At 50.1% G+C, this 22635-nt stretch carries 17 protein-coding genes and 1 riboswitch; of the genes, 7 read left to right on the top strand and 10 right to left on the bottom strand.

Going from position 1 to position 22635, the window contains the following annotated elements:
- Window positions 1-63: 63 nt before the first annotated feature.
- The 4 genes from AC1S52_RS05765 (at window position 64) to AC1S52_RS05750 (ending at window position 6935) form a co-directional block, all read left to right on the top strand.
- Window positions 64-4197 carry a chemotaxis protein CheB gene (locus tag AC1S52_RS05765; RefSeq protein ID WP_482028054.1) on the top strand — a complete coding sequence of 1378 codons (4134 nt, stop codon included), beginning with the start codon at window positions 64-66 and terminating at the stop codon, window positions 4195-4197.
- Window positions 4198-4412: 215 nt separating this feature from the next.
- Window positions 4413-4544, top strand: a complete 132-nt coding sequence (locus AC1S52_RS05760) for a hypothetical protein (RefSeq protein WP_482028053.1) — start codon at window positions 4413-4415, stop codon at window positions 4542-4544.
- The gene (locus AC1S52_RS05755) at window positions 4528-6075 is read left to right on the top strand and encodes a mercuric reductase (RefSeq protein ID WP_482028052.1); all 1548 of its coding nucleotides are present in this window, start codon (window positions 4528-4530) and stop codon (window positions 6073-6075) included. The genes AC1S52_RS05760 and AC1S52_RS05755 overlap by 17 nt, the downstream gene beginning before the upstream one ends.
- Before the next feature lie 56 nt (window positions 6076-6131).
- A complete protein-coding gene (locus AC1S52_RS05750; RefSeq protein ID WP_482028051.1) occupies window positions 6132-6935 on the top strand; it encodes a TVP38/TMEM64 family protein in 804 nt (267 codons plus the stop codon).
- A 157-nt stretch (window positions 6936-7092) separates the two neighbouring features.
- Here the strand turns inward: AC1S52_RS05750 and AC1S52_RS05745 are convergent, their stop codons facing one another.
- A complete protein-coding gene (locus AC1S52_RS05745; RefSeq protein WP_482028050.1) occupies window positions 7093-8733 on the bottom strand; it encodes a cation:proton antiporter in 1641 nt (546 codons plus the stop codon).
- A gap of 82 nt (window positions 8734-8815) precedes the next feature.
- Window positions 8816-8897, bottom strand: a riboswitch (Fluoride riboswitch).
- Between the two features lie 272 nt (window positions 8898-9169).
- Between AC1S52_RS05745 and AC1S52_RS05740 the strand changes: the two genes are divergently transcribed.
- A complete protein-coding gene (locus AC1S52_RS05740) occupies window positions 9170-9925 on the top strand; it encodes a glycosyltransferase family 25 protein (protein WP_482028049.1) in 756 nt (251 codons plus the stop codon).
- Here AC1S52_RS05740 and AC1S52_RS05735 read toward each other — a convergent pair.
- Complete coding sequence (locus AC1S52_RS05735; RefSeq protein WP_482028048.1) at window positions 9908-10789, bottom strand: carbonic anhydrase; 882 nt, start codon at window positions 10787-10789, stop codon at window positions 9908-9910. The two genes, AC1S52_RS05740 and AC1S52_RS05735, sit on opposite strands and share 18 nt — an antisense overlap.
- Before the next feature lie 233 nt (window positions 10790-11022).
- Here AC1S52_RS05735 and ppk1 point away from each other — a divergent pair, with 233 nt between their 5' ends.
- A complete protein-coding gene (gene ppk1 / locus AC1S52_RS05730) occupies window positions 11023-13152 on the top strand; it encodes a polyphosphate kinase 1 (RefSeq protein WP_482028047.1) in 2130 nt (709 codons plus the stop codon).
- A 238-nt stretch (window positions 13153-13390) separates the two neighbouring features.
- Here ppk1 and AC1S52_RS05725 read toward each other — a convergent pair whose 3' ends face one another.
- A complete protein-coding gene (locus tag AC1S52_RS05725; RefSeq protein ID WP_482028046.1) occupies window positions 13391-14725 on the bottom strand; it encodes a DUF4912 domain-containing protein in 1335 nt (444 codons plus the stop codon).
- A 533-nt stretch (window positions 14726-15258) separates the two neighbouring features.
- On the opposite strand from AC1S52_RS05725, the gene AC1S52_RS05720 reads away from it, so the two are divergent.
- Window positions 15259-16086 (top strand): LmeA family phospholipid-binding protein, encoded by an 828-nt coding sequence (locus AC1S52_RS05720; RefSeq protein WP_482028045.1) that lies wholly within the window; start codon window positions 15259-15261, stop codon window positions 16084-16086.
- Window positions 16087-16175: 89 nt separating this feature from the next.
- On the opposite strand, the gene AC1S52_RS05715 is transcribed toward AC1S52_RS05720, so the two are convergent.
- From AC1S52_RS05715 to AC1S52_RS05685, 7 genes are all read right to left on the bottom strand, one after another.
- Window positions 16176-17045 carry a phosphatidate cytidylyltransferase gene (locus tag AC1S52_RS05715; protein WP_482028044.1) on the bottom strand — a complete coding sequence of 290 codons (870 nt, stop codon included), beginning with the start codon at window positions 17043-17045 and terminating at the stop codon, window positions 16176-16178.
- 272 nt (window positions 17046-17317) lie between these two features.
- On the bottom strand, window positions 17318-17920 hold the full coding sequence (cbiT, locus tag AC1S52_RS05710) for a precorrin-6Y C5,15-methyltransferase subunit CbiT (RefSeq protein WP_482028043.1): 603 nt from the start codon (window positions 17918-17920) through the stop codon (window positions 17318-17320).
- Window positions 17921-18312: 392 nt separating this feature from the next.
- Window positions 18313-18681, bottom strand: a complete 369-nt coding sequence (locus AC1S52_RS05705; protein ID WP_482028042.1) for a pentapeptide repeat-containing protein — start codon at window positions 18679-18681, stop codon at window positions 18313-18315.
- 29 nt (window positions 18682-18710) lie between these two features.
- A complete protein-coding gene (locus AC1S52_RS05700; RefSeq protein ID WP_482028041.1) occupies window positions 18711-18932 on the bottom strand; it encodes a hypothetical protein in 222 nt (73 codons plus the stop codon).
- Window positions 18929-19117: a 30S ribosomal protein S21 gene (rpsU, locus tag AC1S52_RS05695; protein ID WP_482028040.1), complete on the bottom strand. Its 189-nt coding sequence runs from the start codon at window positions 19115-19117 to the stop codon at window positions 18929-18931. The genes AC1S52_RS05700 and rpsU overlap by 4 nt, the downstream gene beginning before the upstream one ends.
- A 332-nt stretch (window positions 19118-19449) precedes the next feature.
- Entirely contained in the window at window positions 19450-19749 is a 300-nt protein-coding gene (locus AC1S52_RS05690) for an RNA recognition motif domain-containing protein (RefSeq protein ID WP_482028039.1), read from the bottom strand.
- 1115 nt (window positions 19750-20864) lie between these two features.
- A complete protein-coding gene (locus AC1S52_RS05685) occupies window positions 20865-22502 on the bottom strand; it encodes an ammonium transporter (RefSeq protein ID WP_482028038.1) in 1638 nt (545 codons plus the stop codon).
- Window positions 22503-22635: the final 133 nt, after the last annotated feature.

Genomic DNA, 22635 nt, shown 5'->3' with positions numbered 1-22635 from the left:
CATTTGTATTATTTATGACTCACCCCCCCCGAAAATTCACCTGACTCCAACCCTTCTGAAATCATGGATCTAGAGCCTCTCGCCAAAACCGATGCTCCTTTTCCGGTGGCGGGGATCGCTGCGTCAGCCGGGGGATTAGAGGCATTCACGGACCTGATTCGTCACTTGCCGACGGATACAGGCATGGCATTTGTGCTGATTCAGCATTTATCTCCCGACCACGAAAGCCTGCTGTCCGAAATCTTAGGCAGATTCACTCAAATGCCCGTGCGTCAGGTGCAAGAGCAGATGGTGGTTGAGCCAAACCAGATCTACGTGATTCCGCCCAACGCTCAGATGACGCTGGTAGACGGCATCTTCCATCTTGCCCCCCGCCAGAAAACTCAGGGTCACTATCTGCCCGGAGATGCGTTTTTTGGCTCCTTAGCAATGGATCGGGGGAACAAAGCGATCGCAGTTGTGCTATCGGGCATGGATGCAGACGGGTCGCAGGGGGTAAAAGCGGTGAAGATGGCGGGTGGTGTGACGTTTGCTCAAGCCGAAGCAACCGCCAGATTTGACAGTATGCCGAATACCGCTATTTCCACTGGCAATGTGGATTTTGTGCTACCGCCGCAAGCTATTGCCAAAGAACTGGCAAGACTCAGTCGCAGTCCCTTTTTACAACACTCAGAGCCGATTCAGGTCGTGCAGGAGTTGCCCCAACCCGGCAATGCCCTGGCAACCATTTTTGCGCTGTTGCGCACCACGACTGGCATTGACTTCACGCTTTACAAACCCACGACGCTCGATCGCCGCATGCAGCGTCGGATGCTGCTGTATAAGCTCGAAAACTTAGAGGACTATGCTCAGTATCTGCAAGAACATCCGGCTGAAGTTCAAGCACTCTATGAAGAAATTCTGATCCACGTCACCAGTTTCTTTCGTGACCCAGAAACCTTTGAGCAGTTAAAAACGCAGGTTTTTCCCACCATTAGCCAAAACAAAACGGCTGGCACTCCGATGCGCATGTGGGTCGCAGGGTGTTCTACGGGGGAGGAAGTTTACTCGATCGCCATTTGCTTATTAGAGTTTTTCAGCGATCATGCCACCATACCGCCGATCCAAATTTTTGCCACCGATATCAGCGAAGCGGCGCTCCACAAAGCTAGGGCGGGCTTCTACTTAGAAAGCCAGCTCGAAGGAGTTTCACCCGATCGGCTCAAGCGCTTCTTTGTCCCGATCTCCGGGGGATATCAGATCAGCAGCAACCTGCGGGAACTGTGTGTCTTTGCCCGGCACAATTTGGGCAGCGACCCGCCGTTCTCCAACCTCGACCTGATTAGCTGTCGCAACGTGCTGATTTATTTATCAGATACGTTGCAGGAGCGGATCATGTCGCTGTTTCACTACAGCCTTAACTTAACTGGCTTCCTAATGCTGGGCACTTCCGAAAGCGTCAAGGCAGCCTCAGACTTGTTTACCTCCGTCCACGAACCCGCCAAAATTTATGCTCGCAAGTTGACCTTGACTCGACCGCTGTTTTCCTTCACCACCAGTTCTTATCCCGTTGCCAGCGGCAAGAGTCAGCAGCAGATCATTGAAACCATTGCGAATAACTTTGATTTAGCGCGAGAAGTAGACCAACTGATCTCCAATCGCTATGCGCCAGTATCCGTCGTGGTGAACGACCAAATGCACATTCTCCACTTGCGCGGAGATACCGATCCTTACCTGAAACTGTCTCCCGGAACTACTGACTTAAACTTGCTGCTGATGGCACGGGAAGGCTTGGCGATTCCGCTGCGCACGGCAATCTATCAAGCCCAAACCCAAAACACCTCGGTTCGACAAGAACAAATCCAGCTTGAATCAGGTGAGCGCCTCACTTGCCTCAATCTGGAAGTGATTCCCTTCCAACCGACGATCGCCAACGGGCTGTATTTTCTGGTCATTTTTGAAGCAGTTTCACCGCCGTCTACTCCCTTTACTGCCACTCCGGTTGAACGCCAGGAACCCGAAGATTTAGAGCGTGAAATCATTCAACTGCGTCAATCCCTGGCAGCTTCAACGCAACGAGAGCTTTCGGCACAAGCGCATTTGCAGGCAGTGATTCAGGAACACAACTATCTCAACCAAAGCCTGCGCGTGGCGAACGAAGAAATCTTATCGAGCAACGAAGAGTTGCAAAGCACCAATGAAGAACTCCAAACGGCTAAAGAGGAGATCCAAGCGACGAACGAGGAAATTACCACCACCAACGAGGAACTCCGGAACCGCAATCTCCAACAAAGCCGAGACAATAGCGATCTGAACAACTTTATTGACAGCATCAGTGTGCCGATCTTGATGCTGACGAATGATTTGAGAATTCGCCGCTTCACCCCCACCGCCCAGCGCCTGTTTAACTTCATTCCCACCGATGTCGGACGGCCGTTTAACGACCTCCGCACCGATTTTGACGTTTCTCACCTAGAATCGATGGCGTTAGAGGTGCTGGAGACGCTCAACACGAGAGAACAAGAAATTCAAACCCAATCTGGCTATTGGTATTCCCTGCGGATTCGTCCTTATCGCACGACCGAAAACCAAATTGATGGGGTGACCATGGTGTTTCTCGATATCGACGCGCTTAAACGCCATGCCGCGGTCTTAGAGTTGGCGCGGAACTACGCAGACGCGATCGTCGAAACGGTGCAAACCCCCTTAGTGGTACTGGATGCCAATCTGCGAGTGAACCGGGTCAATCGAGCGTTCTACGAAATGTTTCAGGTTTCAGCCTCAGAAATCGTCCAATCTTCCTTGTTTGAGCTAGGCAATGGACCGTGGCGTATTCCCCAACTGCGATCGATTCTGGAAGAGGTTTTGATCCACGATCGGCAGCTTCAGAATTTTGAGGTGGATCGTCATTTTGAGCGAATTGGGCAAAAAACGATGCTGCTGAATGCCTGCAAGCTGCAACGAGAGGACAAGGCTGACATGGTTTTGCTGACGATCGCAGACATCACCGAGCGGAAGCAATTTGAAGTGGAGCAGGCAGCCCGTCAGATAGCGGAAGATGCCAACCGAGTCAAAGATGAATTTCTCTCAAACCTCTCGCATGAACTCCGCAATCCCCTCAACGTGATGCTGGGTTGGGCACAAATGCTCCGCGCCCGCACCCTGAATGAAGCCACGGTCACTCGCGCTTTAGAAGTAATTGAGCGGAGTGCCAGAGCGCAAGCCCAGCTCGTTGAAGATATTTTAGATACCTCTCGGATTGTCAGTGGCAAGCTCAATCTCCGCACCCACCCGCTTGATTTGCGCCTTGTGGTGCAAGCTGCGATCGAGACCGTTCAGTTATCTGCCGAAGCCAAAAATATTCAAATCGTTTCTCAGTTGAATGCGGCAGAGGTGGTTGGGGATAGCGATCGCTTGCAGCAAGTCTTCTGGAATTTGTTGTCAAACGCCATTAAGTTCACCCCAGCGAACGGACGCATTGAGATTACGCTGGAGGCTGTCCAAGGGCAGGCTCAAATTCAAGTGGCCGACACCGGACAGGGCATTTCAGCCGATTTGTTGCCCTATATTTTTGATCGCTTCCGTCAAGGCGATTCCAGCACCACGAAAGCGAAGGCAGGTCTGGGGCTGGGACTCTCGATCGTGCGCGATATCGTTGAATTACATGGCGGCACCGTGCAAGCAGACAGTCCAGGTGAAGGACAAGGAGCCACGCTGACCGTCAGGTTGCCCCTGGGCGATCGCCCCCAAGAGTCTACCCCAGTGGGCGATTCAGAGCCGACGGCATTAGAGAGTTCGAGCGATCGGGTTCCTTCCTTAGCAGGCTTGCATATCTTAGCGGTTGATGATGAAGTTGATACCTGTGAGCTACTCAAGTTTTTGCTAGAAGATTATGGGGCTGAAGTGCAGAGCACGTCATCTGCCAGAGACGCTTTATCCGCTTTGAATCAAGCTCCCAGTCGATACAATGTGCTGATTTCCGATATTGGAATGCCAGAAGCAGACGGCTACTGGTTGATTCGGCACGTGCGATCGCTAAGCGCAGAAGCTGGAGGACAAATTCCAGCCGTTGCGCTGACTGCTTACGTGAGTGACGCAGAACGACAACGGGCGATCGAGGCTGGGTTTCAAGGTCATATTGCAAAACCTGTAGAGCCAGAGGAATTAGTCAGAACAATCCTGTCAATCCACACGCCTTCAACGGAAGAAACTGCATAAGAGTTGAGTCGCGCCTCCTGTGCCAAAGACGACGCGATCGCTTCAATCGGGCTGATTCGCAGGAACAGTGACATACGTTGATGCACGTTCCCTGACAAAGTTCAGGAGGGGCTTAGCAGTGCCAAGCCCGTACCGAGATCTGCCTGGTTTCAATTCAAAGTGGTGTTATTTCCTCTTTAGGGAGTTTAGAAAATAGGAGTCTCCATGCACAATGGATGCAATGGCTTATCAAGATGATTGGGTTCCTTGCCACCGTTGCAGTCACGGTTGATATAACCCACCTTGTTCAGCGATCGCTAAATCAGAGTGTTGCCTCCAGAGAATCCATTTATGATCCCTTCAATTGAACAGGAACCCGCTCTCCAGCCCCTGGATGAGTACAATCAAGCCCTCATGTCCCATGTTCACCCGCCGGATTGGGTCAATCCCAAGCCTGCCGATCGCTACGATCTGGTGGTCATTGGGGCAGGCACTGCTGGATTAGTCGTTGCGGCGGGAGCTGCTGGGTTGGGGTTGGGCTTAAAAGTCGCCCTGATTGAAAAAAGCCTCATGGGTGGAGATTGCCTGAACGTTGGCTGTGTACCTTCCAAGTGTGTGATTCGCTCCTCGCGGGTCGTGGCTGAGATGCGAGAGGCTGCCCCCTTTGGGGTTCAGCCACCGGAAGCGATCGCCATTGACTTTGCCACCGTCATGCAACGAATGCGGCGAATTCGTGCCGGAATTAGTCACCATGACTCAGCCGAACGGTTCCGTAACTTGGGAATTGATGTGTTTCTGGGAACTGCCCAGTTTGTCAATGGAGAAACCATTGCTGTCAATGGGAGCCAGTTACGCTTTAAGAAAGCCGTCATTGCCACAGGTGCTCGTGCCACCAGTCCAAACATCCCTGGACTGGCAGAAGCTGGGTATTTGACCAACGAAACCGTTTTTTCGTTGACCGATCGCCCCAAACGTCTGGCGGTGATTGGCGGAGGTCCGATTGGTTGTGAACTGGCACAGGCATTCCACCGGCTTGGCAGTGAAGTGACCTTGATCCATAAAAATGGACACCTGCTCGATCGCGAAGATAGGGATGCGGCTGAAATTATCCAACAACGGTTTCTTCAGGAAAACCTGCACCTGATTCTGGATTGCAACCTTGAAAAAGTTGAGCCAACCGATGCCGGTAAAGTGATTCACTATCGGCAACAAGGGGCTATCCAAACATTAGTCGTGGACGAAATTTTGGTCGGTGCCGGACGCACACCCAATGTGGACGGACTCCATTTGGAAGCGGTGGGAGTTGAATACGATGCCCGCCGAGGAGTCGTTGTGAATGACTATCTCCAGACCACCAATCCCCGCATCTATGCCGCCGGTGACATCTGCATGAACTGGAAATTTACCCACGCTGCCGATGCCGCAGCCCGGATCGTAATCAAAAATACGCTGTTTTCACCCTTAGGCTTGGGACGCAGTAAACTCAGCAATCTGGTTATGCCCTGGGTGACCTACACCGACCCAGAGATTGCCCATGTGGGCATGTACGAGCAGGAAGCGCAGGCAAAAGGGTTATCTACTAGCACCATTACGATCCCGTTTTCAACCGTCGATCGCGCCCTGGCGGATGGTGAACCGGAAGGATTTGCCAAAATTCTGCATAAACGTGGGTCAGACCAGATTTTAGGGGCAACGATTGTGGCGCGTCATGCGGGGGAGATGATCAGCGAGGTGACCCTGGCGATCGTCACCAAACAGGGACTCAGTGCCCTTTCAGGAGTGATTCATCCCTACCCCACCCAGGCAGAGGCAATTAAGAAAGCCGCCGATGCCTACCGTCGCACTTTGCTCACTCCCCGCAGCCAATCCTTGCTCAAACTTCTGACAAAGCTTAGTTAGGGTCATCCTCTCTTGCCTATGGTGCATCTACTGCCATTTCCCCTGGCATAAGCCCCATGCAGACTCCTCCACTCATCTACTATCCACCCATCGCCGTGCTTCACTCATCTAAAAATCGCTATCAGTCAATGGTCCACAATCGAATTTTCAAGTGGATCTGCGGTTTGGGGATGGGAGCGATCGCCTGGTTGCTGATTGCCTCCCCTGCCCTGGCTCAGGAGGTAGTTCGTTCACCAGGATTCAACCCACCAGAACTGCTTCGCCATGCCTTGCAGTGGATTGAAAGTCTGGGCGTTGTCGGTGGCATCGCGTTTATTGCAATTTACATCGCTGCAACGGTTGCTTTTCTCCCCGGATCAATCCTGACGCTGGGTGCAGGAGTCGTTTTTGGAATTGTACTGGGTTCGATTTATGTCTTGATTGGGGCAACGATGGGTGCGATCGCAGCTTTTCTGGTTGGACGTTATCTAGCACGAGGCTGGATCAGTCAAAAGATCGAGGGCAATCAAAAATTTGCCGCGATCGACCAGGCGGTTGCCAAAGAGGGGTTCAAAATTGTTTTGCTAACACGCCTTTCTCCCGTTTTTCCGTTTAATTTATTAAACTACGCCTTCGGCATTACAGGGGTTGCCCTAAAAGACTATGCCCTGGGGTCAGTTGGAATGATTCCCGGTACCATCCTGTATGTCTACATTGGCTCTCTGGCAGGCGACTTGGCTCGAATTGGCACTGAAACCCAGCCCACCAATCCCACGGTTCAATGGGCAATTCGGATCATTGGGTTACTTGCCACGATCGCGGTTACAGTCTATGTTACCCGCATTGCCCGCCAAGCACTGGAAGAGGAAGTAAGTGGGTGAGATAATATTTTTATGAACTGACAGGATGCCGCAGTTCGTGTGCCTGAGAGAAATCCCCAGGAAAATCTCCGTACCTTTTTGAGCTAAACCTCACCCACTTAGAAATCCATAGGTTTTTCCTGGGGAAAATGACAGTAACGAATGGCTGTGTGAATTACTAACGCAGACGAGATAACACTTCGTCATCCTCTACCACAACAACCGGAATCGGACTCGATTCTAAAACAGCTTGAGAAACCGACCCAACCAACACCTCATCCAGGGGCTGATGTCCCCGTTTACCGATGACAATTTCATCCACTTTGTAAGCTTGAGCCGTGCTAACGATCGCCTCTGAGACTGAACCGTCCACGGTGATAAACCGATGGCGAATATCTGCCAGAATCATTTGTGTTTTTCGCTGCAACCACTCTATCCCCTGTGCGTCAGCCGTTCGGACAACGTGCAATACAATCACTTGAGCATCGCTACGTCGAGCCAGTTCCGCCGCTTTCGTCAAGACATCATTGGCAAGGGAAGAAGTATCGACAGCCGCCAAAATCACAATCTGGCGGGCGATCGCCACTTTCGTCGGATCAACCTCGCCGCGCTCCAGCAGCTTAGGCGCAAAGGTGGGAATTGCCCAGGCTCCCAAGGGGGCTGTGACCAGAATCGAAAGTGCCGCGATCGCCAAAATAGTTTCACCACCGGCAATGCCATTGGCAAGGGGAATCGCCCCAATTGCCGCCTGCACAGTAGCTTTTGCCGAATTGCCTGGCAGTAAAAACAGTCGTTCTCGCCAATTCCAATTGCTGCCCAAGGTAGAGAGATACCAACCGAGCGATCGCCCAATTAATGTCCCAATCGCCAATAACAACAATCCTGGCAGTAATACATTACCCAACACATTAAGTTGAATACTGGCTCCCAATAGAACGAATAGAAAAATTTCTGCGATCACCCACAGACTATCAAAGCCTCCTCGCAACCGGCGCGCTAAAGGAGCATCCAACTCAATCAGAAAAAATCCCATTGACATGACTGCCAGATAGCCAGAGAAAATGGGGAAATCTTTTGCCAGGACGACTAACAGCAGGGCGAAGCTGGCAGCAACCAGCGTATCTTGCACCGCATTCTGCGTCCAGTTTTGTTCTGCCAGCAGCGAGACTAAAACGCGGGCAGTCAAGGCTCCCAGCAACACGCCCAAACCAATCTGGAGCACGATCTGCAACGGTAATAGCTGCAACGCACTCAGGGTGAATCCACCTGGTAACGTGATGCCCGTTGCCGTTCCCTGCGAGAGAAACGCCAGCAACAAGCTGAACACTAACAGCAGCAGCACATCTGATAGAGCACTGCCGGTCAAAATTGCGTCGGGAATTCCTTTCCTAACTCCCCAACCCAGACTTTTTAACCGCAGCATTCCGGGCACAATCACGGCTGGCGACTCTGCCCCAATAATGCAGCCCAGCAACAGCCCCGTCGAGAAATCAAACTGAAACAGGAAGATTGCCGCTAGGGCGATCGCTACGGCTTCACAGGCAGCCGGCAAAAAACCGAGTCGCAGTGCTACTGACCCTTGCTGTTTTAGCTTCTCACGGTCAAGCCCCAACCCTGCCTTCATCAGGATGACCATGACGGCAATGATTCGCAGCGAATTCGCGGCACCTAATACAGCGGGAGTGATCACATTCCCGACTTGCGGACCTAAGACAATGCCAACGAATACCATTCCGACTAGTGCAGGTACTCTCAAACGACGGGCAATCTGACCGACAAAAAAGCCCATCAATCCGATCCAGAGAATACTTTCCAACATCACGCAATCTCAGTAAATGAACAAGCGCGACTTGCGTTGGAAGCTGAATCAGACCCATAGTCCTACCCTTCCGCCCCAAGCCGGAATAGTAGGAGCCATCAGCCTTCTGGTAAAAATAAAACTTTCCAGGGGCAGTTCAGGCGATCTCCATCGCCTTTCTAATACTTTACGGCGAGATCCACTGGCTTTTCAATACTTTATATGGCAGTTGTTTTACCAGAAAGGACTGAATAGATTGTATTAAGTAATACTTACATTAATTGAAATGTAAAGGTAGAGTTGGGTGCAGTTGGTCTTGAAAAGGGCTTACCGAATAGCACTCAAGGTTTCGGTGATTAAAATTGAGCGGCTCTAATTGAAGCCAGATTTAACAGGGAGCTAACGGGATCTGACCAAATTTCGTCCGAGTAGGTTTACTCAATTAGGAGAGGACAGGGTGAGATTCTCAACCTTTTTCGATCGCGTCTATGTCATCAATTTGCCCTACCGATTAGATCGGCGTAAATCGATGGAACTGGAATTGCAAAGCGCTCATATGCCGTTTACACCGGGGAAAGTAGAATTGTTCGCAGCGATTCGACCGGAAACTGCCGCTCCGTTTGAGTCGATTGGATACAAGGGTTGCTTTTTAAGTCATCTAACTATTTTGAGGCAAGCCAGGGATATGCAATTAAGCAATGTCCTGATCCTGGAAGATGACTTGACGATTTCACCCGATTTTGCCCAGTGTGAAGCTCAAATCATTCAGCACTTAGAGCAAACTCAGTGGGATATGGTTCACTTTGGATACTATCCTGAACAATTTTCAGATTCCACTAGAACTGATTCAGCAATGCTTGAACCGTTCTCCGAAGAAATCATTGGGACTCACTTTTATGCCGTCAATGGTCAATGCTTTGAGCGGTTGATTGCTTTTATGGAAGCATTACTGCAAAGACCAATCGGGCATCCAGAGGGAAGTCCCATGTCGCCAGATGGAGCTTTCAATCTGTTTCGATGGCAAAACCCAGATATCACCAGATTGATTGCAGTTCCCAGTCTTGGTAGCCAGCGTAGTTCTCGCAGCGATGTTGCCCAAGACCTGCAATGGTATGACCAGATGCCTGTGTTCAAGGAAATGGCAACCCTGGCAAGGAATTTGAAGGTTGCAACAAAGGTAAAAGCACTGCTCAAACTATCTTTTGGCGGCTGAACCGCGGTAGATCCGTTCTGCCTGTTCGGGGGAAAGCCAGGGCAGAGCATCTATATTAATATTCCTACGACTCTCCCTGATTTCCTGACGGGGCGTAGGGGACTCATTGGCGATCGCAAACGCTTGCTCAAGGTCGTATGCTACCGGAAGTTCACAGGCAACGGGAGGCGCATTGGAGACAATGGTGCGAGTATTGGCAGAAACATTGGCAGAGGACTCAATCATCGAAGCAGGTTCCATGATCTGGGTTTGGGGTGGGATGTAGGCGTGGGTTTCAGGGTCGTATGCCAGCACCTCACCTGTTTCAATGTGGTAGATCCAGGCATAGATTTGCAGCTTGTGCTGGTGAATCTTGGAGTGAATGACAGGATAAGTTTTCAAATTATCGATCTGGATCAGCACATTTTCAGCGATCGTAATTTCGAGCAGTTCCTCATCTGAATAGTGGCTGTAGTTTTCTTTAATTAATCGTCGGGTCGCTTCTGCATGTTTCAGCCAGTCGTACACCAGGGGCATTTCTTCCTGGAGCTTATTCAGGTGCAACAGCCCTTTCATTGCGCCGCAATGGGAATGCCCACAGACTACAATCTGATTAATTCCCAGGGCATGAACCGCATATTCAATCGAAGCCCCTTCGCCCCCATTCGCCGCTCCGTAGGGAGGAATGATATTGCCAGCATTGCGAATTACAAACAGGTCACCCAAATCCGTTTGAGTCACCAAATTGGGTTCAATCCGCGAATCTGAACAGGTGATAAACAGAACTCTGGGGTGTTGTCCCTGTGCCAGATGCTCCAGTAATTCTCGATGGGTAGAGACGTAGTTGGTTTTGAAATCGCGCAACCCCTGGATCAGTTTTTTCATTGGCTTTTCCCCATTGTCTCGCTTCCGGTATTTTGCTCCCGGTATTCTGTCCATTCGCTTGAGAGCTATCCAGATTATTCATCGTCTCCCAGATGCAAGCGGCTTCTGTCAAGATACACCGAAAAGTTGAGCAATCTTCAACAATCTTTAGAAGATGTCCGGTGTATTCTGGCGCACTTTACGAGTTCCCGCTAAGTTTGGGAGTATCGGTAGCACTTGCGATCGCTAAACCTATGCCAAAAGCCAAAGCCGCCGCGTCAGAGATTAACCTGAGCAGTCCCCAGTACTACTTCAATCGAGAATTAAGCTGGTTAGAGTTTAACCGTCGAGTTTTACAGGAAGCGTTAGACCCCCGCACCCCTCTCCTGGAACGGGTCAAGTTTGCGGCAATTTTTGCATCCAACCTGGATGAGTTCTTTATGGTGCGTGTTGCCGTGCTGAAGGATCAGGTCGCCGCAGAGGTAAACACATTAACACCAGATGGACGCACCGCCCAGCAACAACTAGATGAGATCAGTCGGTGTCTTCATCCAATGGTGGAGCAGGTGCTGAACTACCTCGAAAGTGAATTAATTCCCCAACTGGCAGCGGAAGGAGTCTACCTGCTGCGCTACAACCAGCTCAATCAGGAGCAACGGGTATTCCTACACCGCTATTTTGAAGAACGGGTCTTTCCGGTACTGACTCCCCTGGCAGTGGATCCATCCCATCCCTTTCCAGTCATGTCGAACCTCAGTCTCAACCTGGCAGTCGTAGTTAAAGATCCGGTTACAGGGCAAGAGTCCTTTGCCAGGGTCAAGGTGCCCGTGGGACCCCTACCCCGATTTGTGCAGATTCCCTCTGAGATGCAGTTGCACAACGGGCAAGCCTGTGTTTGGGCAGGCGTTTTGCTAGAAGAAGTGATCGCCAACAATTTAGATGCCCTATTTCCGGGAATGACCATTCAGGATCATCATGTGTTTCGGATCACCCGCGATGCAGACCTGGAGGTGCGCGAAGACGAAGCCGATGATCTGTTGCTGGCAATTCAGCAGGAGCTACACAAGCGGCGGTTTGGCGGTTCTGTTGTGCGGTTACAGATTCCAGAATCTATGTCTGATTTTGTGCGGCAGACACTGATGAAGGGAATGCATCTGGCGGAAAAAGATGTTTACAAAATGAACGGGGCACTGGGCTTAAAAGACCTATTTGGACTGACCGGAATTCCGCTGCCCCACCTGAAAGATCCCCCGTTCACCCCAGTGATCCCCCCCCGATTACGCAACCTGGCAGACTTCCCCGGTGGCGATCTGGAAGCAGAAGAAGGCTTCGATGTATTCAGCGTGATTCGTCAGGGCGATCTGCTGGTGCATCATCCCTACGAGTCGTTTACGTCATCGGTGGAGTACTTTATTACCCAGGCTGCCCACGATCCGGATGTGCTGGCAATCAAAATGACGCTTTACCGCACCTCTGGCGACTCACCCATTATCAAGGCTCTGATTGCGGCGGCTGAAAATAGTAAGCAGGTTGCCGCCCTGGTAGAGTTAAAAGCCCGTTTTGATGAGGAGAGCAACATTACCTGGGCACGGGCACTGGAAGAGGCAGGGGTACATGTGGTCTATGGATTACTGGGGCTGAAGACCCATACGAAAGTGGTGCTGGTCGTTCGTCAGGAAGAGGACCGTATTCGGCGCTATGTCCACATTGGCACGGGGAACTATAACCCCAAAACTGCCCGCCTTTATACCGATCTGGGTTTACTCAGTTGTCGGGAAGAATTGGGCGCAGACCTAACTGATCTGTTCAATTATCTCACCGGGTTTTCTAAGCAAAAGTCCTATCGCAAGCTATTGGTGGCTCCTGTGACCTTGCGCGATCGCATCGTTGCCCTGATCCGCCGCGAAACTGCCCAGGGCAAAAACGGTCATATCATCGCCAAAATGAATGCCCTTGTCGATCCCCAGATTATCCGTACCCTCTATGAAGCATCCCAGGCAGGCGTACAAATTGACCTGATTGTACGGGGGATTTGCTGCCTCCGTCCTCATGTGGAGGGTGTGAGTGAAAACATCCGCGTTATCAGCATTGTGGGGCGCTATCTGGAACACTCCCGCGTCTTCTGGTTCCATAACAACGGACAGCCAGAAGTGTTCATTGGCAGTGCGGATTGGATGCCCCGTAACCTCGATCGCCGGGTCGAAGCAGTCACTCCGATTGATGATCCCGATATTGCTGCTGAATTGAAGCAATTCCTGGATCTTTTTCTGGCAGATAATCGGCAGGCATGGGATCTACAACCGGATGGCTCCTACATCCAGCGCCACCCAACAGACGACGACCCCGAACGCAGTGCCCAAACTATTTTGATGCAACGTTGCTGAACTTGATCTCGTTCCCAGGCTCTGCCTGGGAATACAAAGGGAGGCTCTGCCTCCTCGCCCTAACCCGTTGAGGCAGAGCCTCTCGGCTTACGTTACAAGGCAGAGCCTTGTGACGAGGTAACAACGTAACGAGAAAATCAGCCATGCCCGCTTCTAATGGAAATGCATAAAAAAAATTCCCTCAATAGACATTGAGGGAATTCAGGGGGTTGTTAAAGGAACGTTTTCGGACGCTAACTTATACCAGCCACTCTTCTACCGCTTCATCCTTGGTATTGGTTCGGCGCTCAGGAGTTTCACGATTAAACTTCATGTGAATCGCGCGGTTCTGCTCACCATCGGCGGCAACTGCCAGGATGGGGAAGTCGATCATTCCATCCTGGAAAGACATCTGGAAGCGGAAAGTCCCATCGGGGTTGAGCTTGATCGGGCGACCACCAATCGTGACTGTGGCATCCGGTTCCGTTGCTCCGTAGACGATGAGTTCCGCATCGGCAACCAACCAGAACTTACGGGGACGGATGGGGGGCATCGAAGCAGAGAAACCCACACCAGACATGGTTAGACCAGACATATTCATGCCAGACATATTCATGCCAGACATGGTCATACCAGACATATTCATACCAGACATGGTGGGAACTGCCCACGCCCCTACGCCAGAGGGGAAGACATAGGAACTGATGGACTCGACCATGTGGACAGAACCAAAGGCTGAGCTGGGGACATGCTGCATAGAACCAAACAGCGAACCGGCAACCCGTTGAGCTTCAGCCGATTGCGCCATACCAAAGATCTGGTCGTAGATGGCGTTACCTGTTGCGCCCATCCGCTTGCTGGGGGGAACCAGGGTAGCGAAGGTTTTGCCGCTTAGCTCCTCATCCCAATTGATGGTAAGGAAGTAGTCTTCAATCCAGTCGGAGGGATAAACTGGCGGAATGCGAACTGGGGCAGAGCGGGCAAGCAGTAGCCAGCGACCATCAAAGGTGCGATAGCCAATGTCGATGACATAGTCGCGATCGCTGACTGGAATCGGTAGATACCATTCCCGCGCCAACTCATCGCAAGAGTACTCTTGAAGACTGTGGGGACTCTGGCTGGACAAACTCAGATCGGTGACATCGTAGAGGCGGAGAGCCAGTTGAACTCCACCCTGGCGGCGTAAATCTTCCTTATTTTCGTTGGGAATATCCCAGTAGGTATAAGCCCATTGGGGATCACGGGGCATCAATACAATCCGATTCTCACCGTAGCCATTGGGTAAATCGGGTAAGCCTTCGTCAACCTTTGCCAACGAACCACTGCTTAAGTCTTCCTGCCCCACGTCAAACTTGGTCGCTTCTACCTTTTCCTGGGCTGCCAAACTGCGGGAGGGAGCCGGAGATCCCTGGTTTTGCTGAATATCTTGAATCGCAGCCAAAAGTTGCTCTTTGCGCATCCGGCTATAACGAGATACACCACATTCACTTGCAACTCGGCGGAGTTGCCGTAGGGTCATGTCCTCTAAGGGTGGACGCTCTTTCGACATCGTAATCACACTCCAAACTTTCCCTAATACGTCTGTAATTGCCAACTTTCTGTCTCAACTGCTCAACTTCAATATGATTTTGGGATCACTTCTAACGGCACTCAAGGAGTACCGGGATCACTTTGGCTAAGTTCATCCTGCCGGAAACCTCTGAATTGGTCAAGGTCTAAAAAGAGCCAGTTTTAAGCATATCTACGCATTTACGGGAGATCGTGGGATCAAAATGTCATAATTTCCTGACATTTCAGATCAATATATGGGATCAAGATGTTATGGTTTCTTGACTTGTGATCTCATGCTTTACGATTGGTTGCCCTGGAGGTTGCTTGATTGGAGCATCTCATGGCAAGGAAACAACCCGTAGTTTGAAGGCAGCAGGAACACGAGGGAAGAAACGGTCATTCCTTCGGTATACTCTGGGTACTTCTAAAGTTGTGACCAAGAACTCGAAGTTTGAAGCCGTAGGTTGGTTGTTATGCTCGTTTTCTGGTTAAACGCTGCGAGTGCTGCATAAGCCCAACGTACCTGTTTAATTCCTGTTTAGTTAGAGCTGTGCTGAATTTTGGTGATTGTAAGCTATGCGTTCAAAACCGGATCCCGATCAACTCGATGCTTTGCCAGATGAGAGCGAACCAGCCGGATTGGAATCAGATTTAGGGACACCCAAGCATAAGCAAAGCCGAATTATCAGTACAGTGCTGTCGCCAGCGGTCAGGCTATTTCTAAAAACGCAGTTGGATCAGGTAGAGGATTTACATTTTTCGATTGAGGCGGGCGATCGCCAGCTTCTATCTGGCAGCATCAATCAGGTCACAGTTTCTGCCCGTAAAGCAGTTTATAAGGGTCTGTGTCTGAGCCAGGTACAGATTACAGGACGGGGGATTCGGACCAATCTAGGACAGGTTGTGCGGCGGCGGCGGGCGCTTCGTTTGACCGAGGAATTTCCCGTCTCAGGTGAGGTTTTATGGCACCAATCGGACCTGAACGCTTCTTTACAGGCTCCTTTGTTGGCAGGTGGTATCACTGAATTTTTGTTGGCTCTATTTAGAGCAGGACTGGAAGACCAGTATGGATTGGGACAGCGATCGCCCAGGCAAGTGAGCCTGCAAGTCCCTCGAATTGTGCTTGAACCACAGCGGTTGACCCTGGCAGCCACTCTGTCCGCTCCAAATATCAATCCCACCAGTGTTGTCATTCGGACCGGGTTCCGCCTGGAAAACGGCAACCAACTGCGGCTTTCCCATCCTGAACGCCTTCCCCATCTGGGTTCTCAACAGGGAACTCATCTCGATCACCTGGATGGTTTCACCTTTGACCTCGGCTCCAGTGTTTTGCTCGAAGAACTTCTTCTGGAAGCTGGTCAGCTTCGTTGCCGGGGTCAGGTGATGGTGACACCAGAAGGGTGAAGGATGAAGAACGAAGGATGAAAGGGGAAAGGGCGATTACTGATTACCCATGACCTAAACTTAAAACTCAAGACTTTCAACTTTCATCCCTACCCCCCTGGTATCAATGGCAAAACCAGCGTCACAAAGTAGTAAACCAGGGGAGCGGTGAAGACGTAGCTATCCGCTCGGTCTAAGATACCGCCATGTCCAGGGATGAGTTGCCCCGAGTCTTTGACTCCAGCGTCGCGTTTCATCATGGATTCGGTCAGGTCCCCTAACAAGCTGGCAATGCCAATCAGTAGACCGAGGGCAACCCCCGTTATCGGTGAGCCAGCCCAGTCCAGGAACCAGGAACCTGCGATCGCCACTCCAATGCTGGCGGTCACTCCAAATACAGCCCCTTCCACCGTTTTCTTGGGACTGATATGGGAAAGCTGGGTTCGCCCAAAGAATTTGCCAAACACGTATGCCCCGATGTCGGCTGCCCAGATGCAACTAAAGGCAAGCAGGGTATGGGTTAGCCCGGTGGGTAGACTGCTCAGGTCAAAGGATTGGGGCAAGTAGCCATCCAGGGGAATGTTGCTGACTTCCAGTTGTCCCAGCGATCGCAGGCGGACCCAGTAGCTTGGCAGGTAGCCTCCATAGAACAAGCCCATGATGGAGGCAGAAATATCTGCAATGGTGGCAAATTTGGGCTGAAACAGCAGGTAAAAGCAGATAAATGTCCCAGCAACCGGAAAGAGCGCATCTGCCAGGGTGGGAGACAGGTTGGAGATCACCAGCAATGCCTGACTTACCACCAGGGTTGTCTTTGCCGCTGGGGCAATTCCCTTGGCTCTGGCAAGCTGAAAATACTCTAATTGTCCGAGGTAAATGATAACGCCAAACCCAACCGTGAAGTACCACCCTCCCAGCACAATCATTGTCAGGGCGAGGGCGATCGCAACTACTCCACTAATGACACGAGACCAAGGCATAGCAGGTTTTTCTTAGGAAAGTGCCCTTAACGAATCAGCATGGCTTACAGAAAATATCTCAGATATAACTTTGCCAATCTTTTAGTCGAAACTAAGATTAAACCTCATCCAAGTTGAGAACTGGAGATTTTTCCCAGGAAAAATTACGGGCTTCTAAGTTGGTGAAGTTTATCTGAAGATTAAGAAGGTTAAGAATCCTTTGGAACACTTTAACCGAATCTGTAGCACTCTTAACGGATCACTTTCTAAGCAAAATGAATTTAGACCCCAATCTAGTCTAGTTTTTCCCCGCTCAAGACAAATATAGGATCAATCGCTGCAAAGGTCTGGTTAGTGCCGCGTTTTTCTAACCGATTGACCGCTGCTTGAACCACTTCAATATTACGCACTTGCAGCTCTGCAAAACTCTCTGAAACCTGATACAAAGCTTCCAGGCTGGCAGCCGTTGCCACAATTCGTCCAGTCGGTTGCAGGTATCGCCATACTTCCTTCAAAATAGCTTTGATTGAGCGTCCGCCTTCTATGCAGACTCGCTGAGGCGGATGTTGCAAATCTGCCAAACATTCGGGGGCACTTCCTGCAATGATCTCTACATTGGTGACCCCAAAGCGATCGCAGTTCCGCCGAATCAAGCTGGCAACTTCCTCATCCCGTTCGACCGCATAGATCCGTCCCTGGGGACAGAGCAGCCCCACCTCAACGGGAATGGTTCCTGTTCCCGCGCCGATGTCCCACAGCACTGAGTCAACCCTAAGCCGCAGAGCTGAAACCAGAAGCAATCGAACCTCTCGGGGACTCATGGGGATCCCTGGTAATCGCTCGAAAAGATCGTCTGGAATACCAGGAGTAACATAGGACCAGAGGGAGGAGGACATGGATCAACCATCAACCATATGGAAGGAATGAATTCATCCTATAGCGGTTCTCATTCCTGTGAGCTATATCCCTCGCCTGACATTGATGGTGCTGAATAGCAGTATGAATTGAAACTTTGTTCCAATTCATACAACTCTCAATTCATACCCAAAATCAGCAGCGCCCTGACATCTGACGCTTATAGCAGTTCGAAATCATCAGTGAGAATAAAAAACCTTGGAAGAAAAGATTCCACAGAAAATCTTTTCCCCAAGGCAAATTAAGATGGCTATAGCAAATTTGGAACTTACTTAATACCAATTCTCTTCGAAGCTACACATAAAAAAGCCTGGTAGACAAGGGGCTTAAGCCCTTTGCTAAGTGCAAACTCATATTGAACTGGTATACAGTCTCATCCTTTAGGCAAAGAAACCTTGAGATTATGGGGAAGCGCACTAAGGTTTACCCCTTCCGACATAGTGGCTCCGCGCAAATAGGTTTGGCTCAAGTTGGCATCACCTAAATTGGTGTTACTCAAATCGGCGTTCATCATATTTGCTTTAGTCAAATTTGTTTCAGCAAAATTGGCTCCAGCAAAAATGGTATCAGTCAAATTGGCGTGACTAAAATTTGTCCTTGTAAGGTTTGCCTTAGTCAAATTTGAACCGCTCAGATTAATACCACTCAAATTCAAGTTCCTTAAATTTGCTGCCATCAGATCTAAGTTTCTAAAATCTCTTTGCCCTGCCATATACCTACTCAAGAGTTCTTTGGTATTCATAGTATTTAGGGAACTACTTAGCATGTGAATTAGGTTTCAGAATGTAAACGATAGGTGAGAATCGAAAGATCAGTGGTCGGCACAAAATAAGTCTCAATCAGCTTTTTATCCTTCAGATGTTGAAGAGTTTGAACCAAAATCGGGTAGCTTTTGCCGGTAATATCAAAAAGCTCACCCTGATTCTTATCGCCTTGCTTCAATGCTTCCAGGATAATATGCTCGATTCCACTTGAAGGGTCTTGAGGAGTCAATATCGAAATTTCCTTTTACGCTGTCTGTGCATAGCCAGAGCTTTACGCTTACGTTTTTCTATGGGGGTTTCAAAGTGGCGATGTTTCCTCATATCTGGAAAAATGCCTGCTTTAGAAACCTCGCGCTTAAATCTACGCAGTGCTGACTCAATTCCTTCATTTTCACCAGGAACGATTTGGGTCATCGAATCTCCTTAAACAAGCTGAATAAATCCCAATCAAACGCAAGCAAGCCATCAGCAACTAAGTGCGGATAGTTAGGGCCGTGTCTCAACCGCTCATGCTTTGCGGCATCAGTCCAGTACTCCTGTTCAAATCGTGCTGATGTTGAGGATGAAAGGGTCTCCAGATTTCCATTCGTCAATGCTAGAGTAGTCAAAAATCAATACCAAACTTTGTAGATAAAACAGATTATCTACTCCGCAGCGATCGCCCTTTTGCTACGGCAACCTGGGATCACAGAGTTTGGGCTGTTGAATTCTGACTAAGGTTGGCACTTGCTCCTCAGACTTAAAGTCTAGTAACGGTTAGAGCCACCTCTATTTCCCCAACCACCGCCAGAAGAACCTCTTTCTTCGCGGGGCTTCGCTTTATTGACCTTGAGGTCCCGTCCCATCCATTCAGCACCATTAAGGGCTTCAATGGCTGCGTCTTCCTCAGCTTCTGTGCCCATTTCAACAAAAGCAAAGCCCCGGAAACGCCCGGTTTCTCGGTCAGTAGGCAACTGAACCCGTTTGACCGAACCGTATACTGCAAAGGTTTGGGTCAGATCATCCTGCGTAACTTCGTAGGATAAATTCCCAACATAAATCGACATATGAATTTCTCCAGAATCAGAAGAGATGGAGAGTTAGATTCGGAGAAACGCTTGTAAAACGAATTACACAGCCGAAAATAAGCCTTACAAAGACTGTAACACAGGACTAGCTATCCCAGGAAAAATTAATCAAGGTTTACGATACCAATGCTGATCTAAGATGTTTCATCTACATATAGCAGTTCTAAACAACCTGTGATAATAGCTAGCTGTGTGAGCCAGTCTCTCTAGGGAATGCTTTCTCACAATCGAAACAGGAGTGCCATAGTGATTTCAATCATTTATGAAATTAAAAGGCTTTGTAAACAAGAAAGAGTTCGTATAAAATCCTTGTTCACAGCCTAAATAGAATCACTGTAGACTGATAGATGTATCAACAATTGCAACTGCTTTCATTCTCCTGGTTCTCCTACCACAGCAAGAGAGCTAGCCACTCGATACCTTTTTCTGTGCTGTGCCAGGATGCTGTTTAACAAAACGTTCTAATAGTCCGCGATTCATAAGGTGCCCAACAGAACCTTAAGCGATGAATTCGGATTATGGCTACTAATTAAAGTACACAAGTTCCGTTTTTTCGCAATCCTAGAAATGCGTTCTAAGAAACCGGCGGCTCTGCTAAAGTGGGCACCGTTGTCAGTTTCTTCAAGCTTAACTAGTAAGTTGTCAAACTTACGCCCCAATCCATTAGGGGTCTGTTTTGGGCAAACGCAGTAGAGCCAGGTAAGCTTGAACCCGCGATCGCCTGACCGACGAGTCTCCAATATGGGCAGGTCTCCCTTATTTAGGCTCAGGATGTGCAGTTGCGTCAGCTATCACCTCCCCTCATTTCCTTGATATAGCTATCGCCAGGTTGCTTAGTACATTGGGGTTAAAGGGGGCGTGGGGGCACTTCTCCAGCTAGGGGTTCCACCCCTGCACCCCGTCCTAAATCAGGTGGCTATGGCTATACCTCATCCCTTACCACCTACCATTTGTTGCCTTAAAAAACGGTGGGAGAAAGTCATCGTCCTTCTCCCACCGCTCAGATTGATTAAGTTATCAGTTCTTGGCTGCAAACGTTAGTAGAAATTGAGTTAAGAGAACCGAACCTCTAACAATTAACAACCAACAACCATTTAATAGTGGCTGCCTGCCACACCACTGGAGCTTTCGATGCCAGTGGTGCCTGCGGGCAGACCCGTTGCTTCCTTAACAAACCCAGCATAGGCTTCCATGCCATGTTCGCCAATATCCAGACCAATGATTTCCTCTTCTTCACTAACCCGGATACCCAAAATTGCCTTCAGCGCCGCCCAGAAGATGCTGGACAGCAAGACGGTCATTCCGCCAACTGCCATAACACCAACGAACTGAATCCAAAGCTGACTAAAGCCACCACCCATGAACAGTCCAGCGGTTGGTCCAAGACCAGGAGCATATAGAGCGCCAGCCGCTTCGCTGCCACCAACGGCAAACAAACCAACTGACAGCGTACCCCAGATCCCACAAACCAGGTGGACAGAGGTAGCACCCACAGGGTCATCAATCTTGATCCGGTCGAAGAATGCGACTGAGAAGACAATTAAGATACCAGCCACAATCCCAATGATGGCAGCCGATCCAACGTTGACAAATGCAGTAGGAGCGGTGATTGCTACCAACCCTGCCAGTACGCCGTTAATAATCATGGACAGGTCGGGCTTACCCAGCACCAACCAGGCAGTGATCGTAGCGGCAACTCCACCAAAAGCGGCGGCAATATTGGTAGTGGTAGCAGTGTGAGCGATTAAAGAACCATCACCCACGGACATTGTTGAACCAGGGTTAAAGCCAAACCAGCCTAACCAGAGAATCAGACAACCCAGCGTGGCGATACTCATGTTGTGAGCAGGCAAAGCATTGGGTGAACCGTCAGCATTGTACTTGCCAAGCCGGGGACCGAGAAAGGCAGCGCCCATTAGTGCCGCCCAGCCACCAACGGAGTGAACCACCGTGGAGCCAGCAAAATCCCAGAAACCAAAGGCAGCTAGCCAGCCACCACCCCAGATCCAGTGACCCGTAATGGGATAGGCAATCCCTACCAGCAGCAGGCTGAAAATCAGAAAGTCAACAAATTTAACCCGCTCTGCCACTGCCCCCGACACGATGGTGGCAGCGGTTCCAGCAAACACCAGTTGGAAGAAGAACTTCGCCAGCAGCGGCACCCCTGCCCAGCTAATCGCACTAAAAATCCCCTGGTAAGCTTCCCCGGTTGCCGGGCTGTTATCGGCACCCGCCAGGAAAAAGCCACCGATGCCAACAAAACTATTGCCATCGCTGAACATTAGCCCAAAGCCGATCGCCCAGAAAGCGATCGTTGAAAGGGCAAACACAATCAGGTTCTTGGATAGAACGTTAACTGCGTTCTTCTGGCGACAGAAGCCCGTCTCCAACATGCCGAAACCAGCATTCATGAAGAAAACCAGCATCCCTGCCACCAGAACCCACATGGTATCGAGTCCGACCTTTAGGGTTTGAGTTTCAGTTGCAAGGCTTTCAAGCGTTGGCGGAGTAGTTTGGGCAGTTGAAGCAAACCCCCACCCCAAAACAATCAAGAAAGCCAGAGGGATACAGGCTTGCCAGGTAGGAGAAAGCTTCTTGGCATACCAATTAGGGTTAAGCCATTGGTTATTCCACTTCAAGCCATCAAGCTTCAGGTTTAAGCGGTCAAGCCGCAGAGAAGATTTCCGCTTCCTGCGCTTAGACGGCTTCTTGAGCATCAGTTTAGACATCATTCCGGACAGTCCTCAGTGAACGAATGTTTCAATTGGCGATGGGGGCATTCCACAATAAACGACCCGACCAAGTACCCAAACCAGCCTGGGGTTTAAGGCTCCGAGAGGGATGAGAGGAAATTGACTCAATCAG

The organism is Kovacikia sp. CALU 1929, from assembly GCF_056784235.1.
This window is presented reverse-complemented; position numbering and strand designations above follow the sequence as displayed.

Bases quoted from the DNA above. Each gene is read 5' to 3' on its own strand.
- AC1S52_RS05765 (WP_482028054.1), top strand. From the start codon at position 64: ATGGATCTAGAGCCTCTCGCCAAAACCGATGCTCCTTTTCCGGTGGCG.
- AC1S52_RS05715 (WP_482028044.1), bottom strand. From the start codon at position 17,045: ATGCCTTGGTCTCGTGTCATTAGTGGAGTAGTTGCGATCGCCCTCGCC.
- cbiT (WP_482028043.1), bottom strand. From the start codon at position 17,920: ATGTCCTCCTCCCTCTGGTCCTATGTTACTCCTGGTATTCCAGACGAT.
- AC1S52_RS05720 (WP_482028045.1), top strand. From the start codon at position 15,259: ATGCGTTCAAAACCGGATCCCGATCAACTCGATGCTTTGCCAGATGAG.
- AC1S52_RS05705 (WP_482028042.1), bottom strand. From the start codon at position 18,681: ATGAATACCAAAGAACTCTTGAGTAGGTATATGGCAGGGCAAAGAGAT.
- AC1S52_RS05760 (WP_482028053.1), top strand. From the start codon at position 4,413: ATGCAATGGCTTATCAAGATGATTGGGTTCCTTGCCACCGTTGCAGTC.
- AC1S52_RS05750 (WP_482028051.1), top strand. From the start codon at position 6,132: ATGCAGACTCCTCCACTCATCTACTATCCACCCATCGCCGTGCTTCAC.
- AC1S52_RS05745 (WP_482028050.1), bottom strand. From the start codon at position 8,733: ATGTTGGAAAGTATTCTCTGGATCGGATTGATGGGCTTTTTTGTCGGT.
- AC1S52_RS05690 (WP_482028039.1), bottom strand. From the start codon at position 19,749: ATGTCGATTTATGTTGGGAATTTATCCTACGAAGTTACGCAGGATGAT.
- ppk1 (WP_482028047.1), top strand. From the start codon at position 11,023: ATGCCAAAAGCCAAAGCCGCCGCGTCAGAGATTAACCTGAGCAGTCCC.
- AC1S52_RS05735 (WP_482028048.1), bottom strand. From the start codon at position 10,789: ATGAAAAAACTGATCCAGGGGTTGCGCGATTTCAAAACCAACTACGTC.
- AC1S52_RS05755 (WP_482028052.1), top strand. From the start codon at position 4,528: ATGATCCCTTCAATTGAACAGGAACCCGCTCTCCAGCCCCTGGATGAG.
- rpsU (WP_482028040.1), bottom strand. From the start codon at position 19,117: ATGACCCAAATCGTTCCTGGTGAAAATGAAGGAATTGAGTCAGCACTG.
- AC1S52_RS05685 (WP_482028038.1), bottom strand. From the start codon at position 22,502: ATGATGTCTAAACTGATGCTCAAGAAGCCGTCTAAGCGCAGGAAGCGG.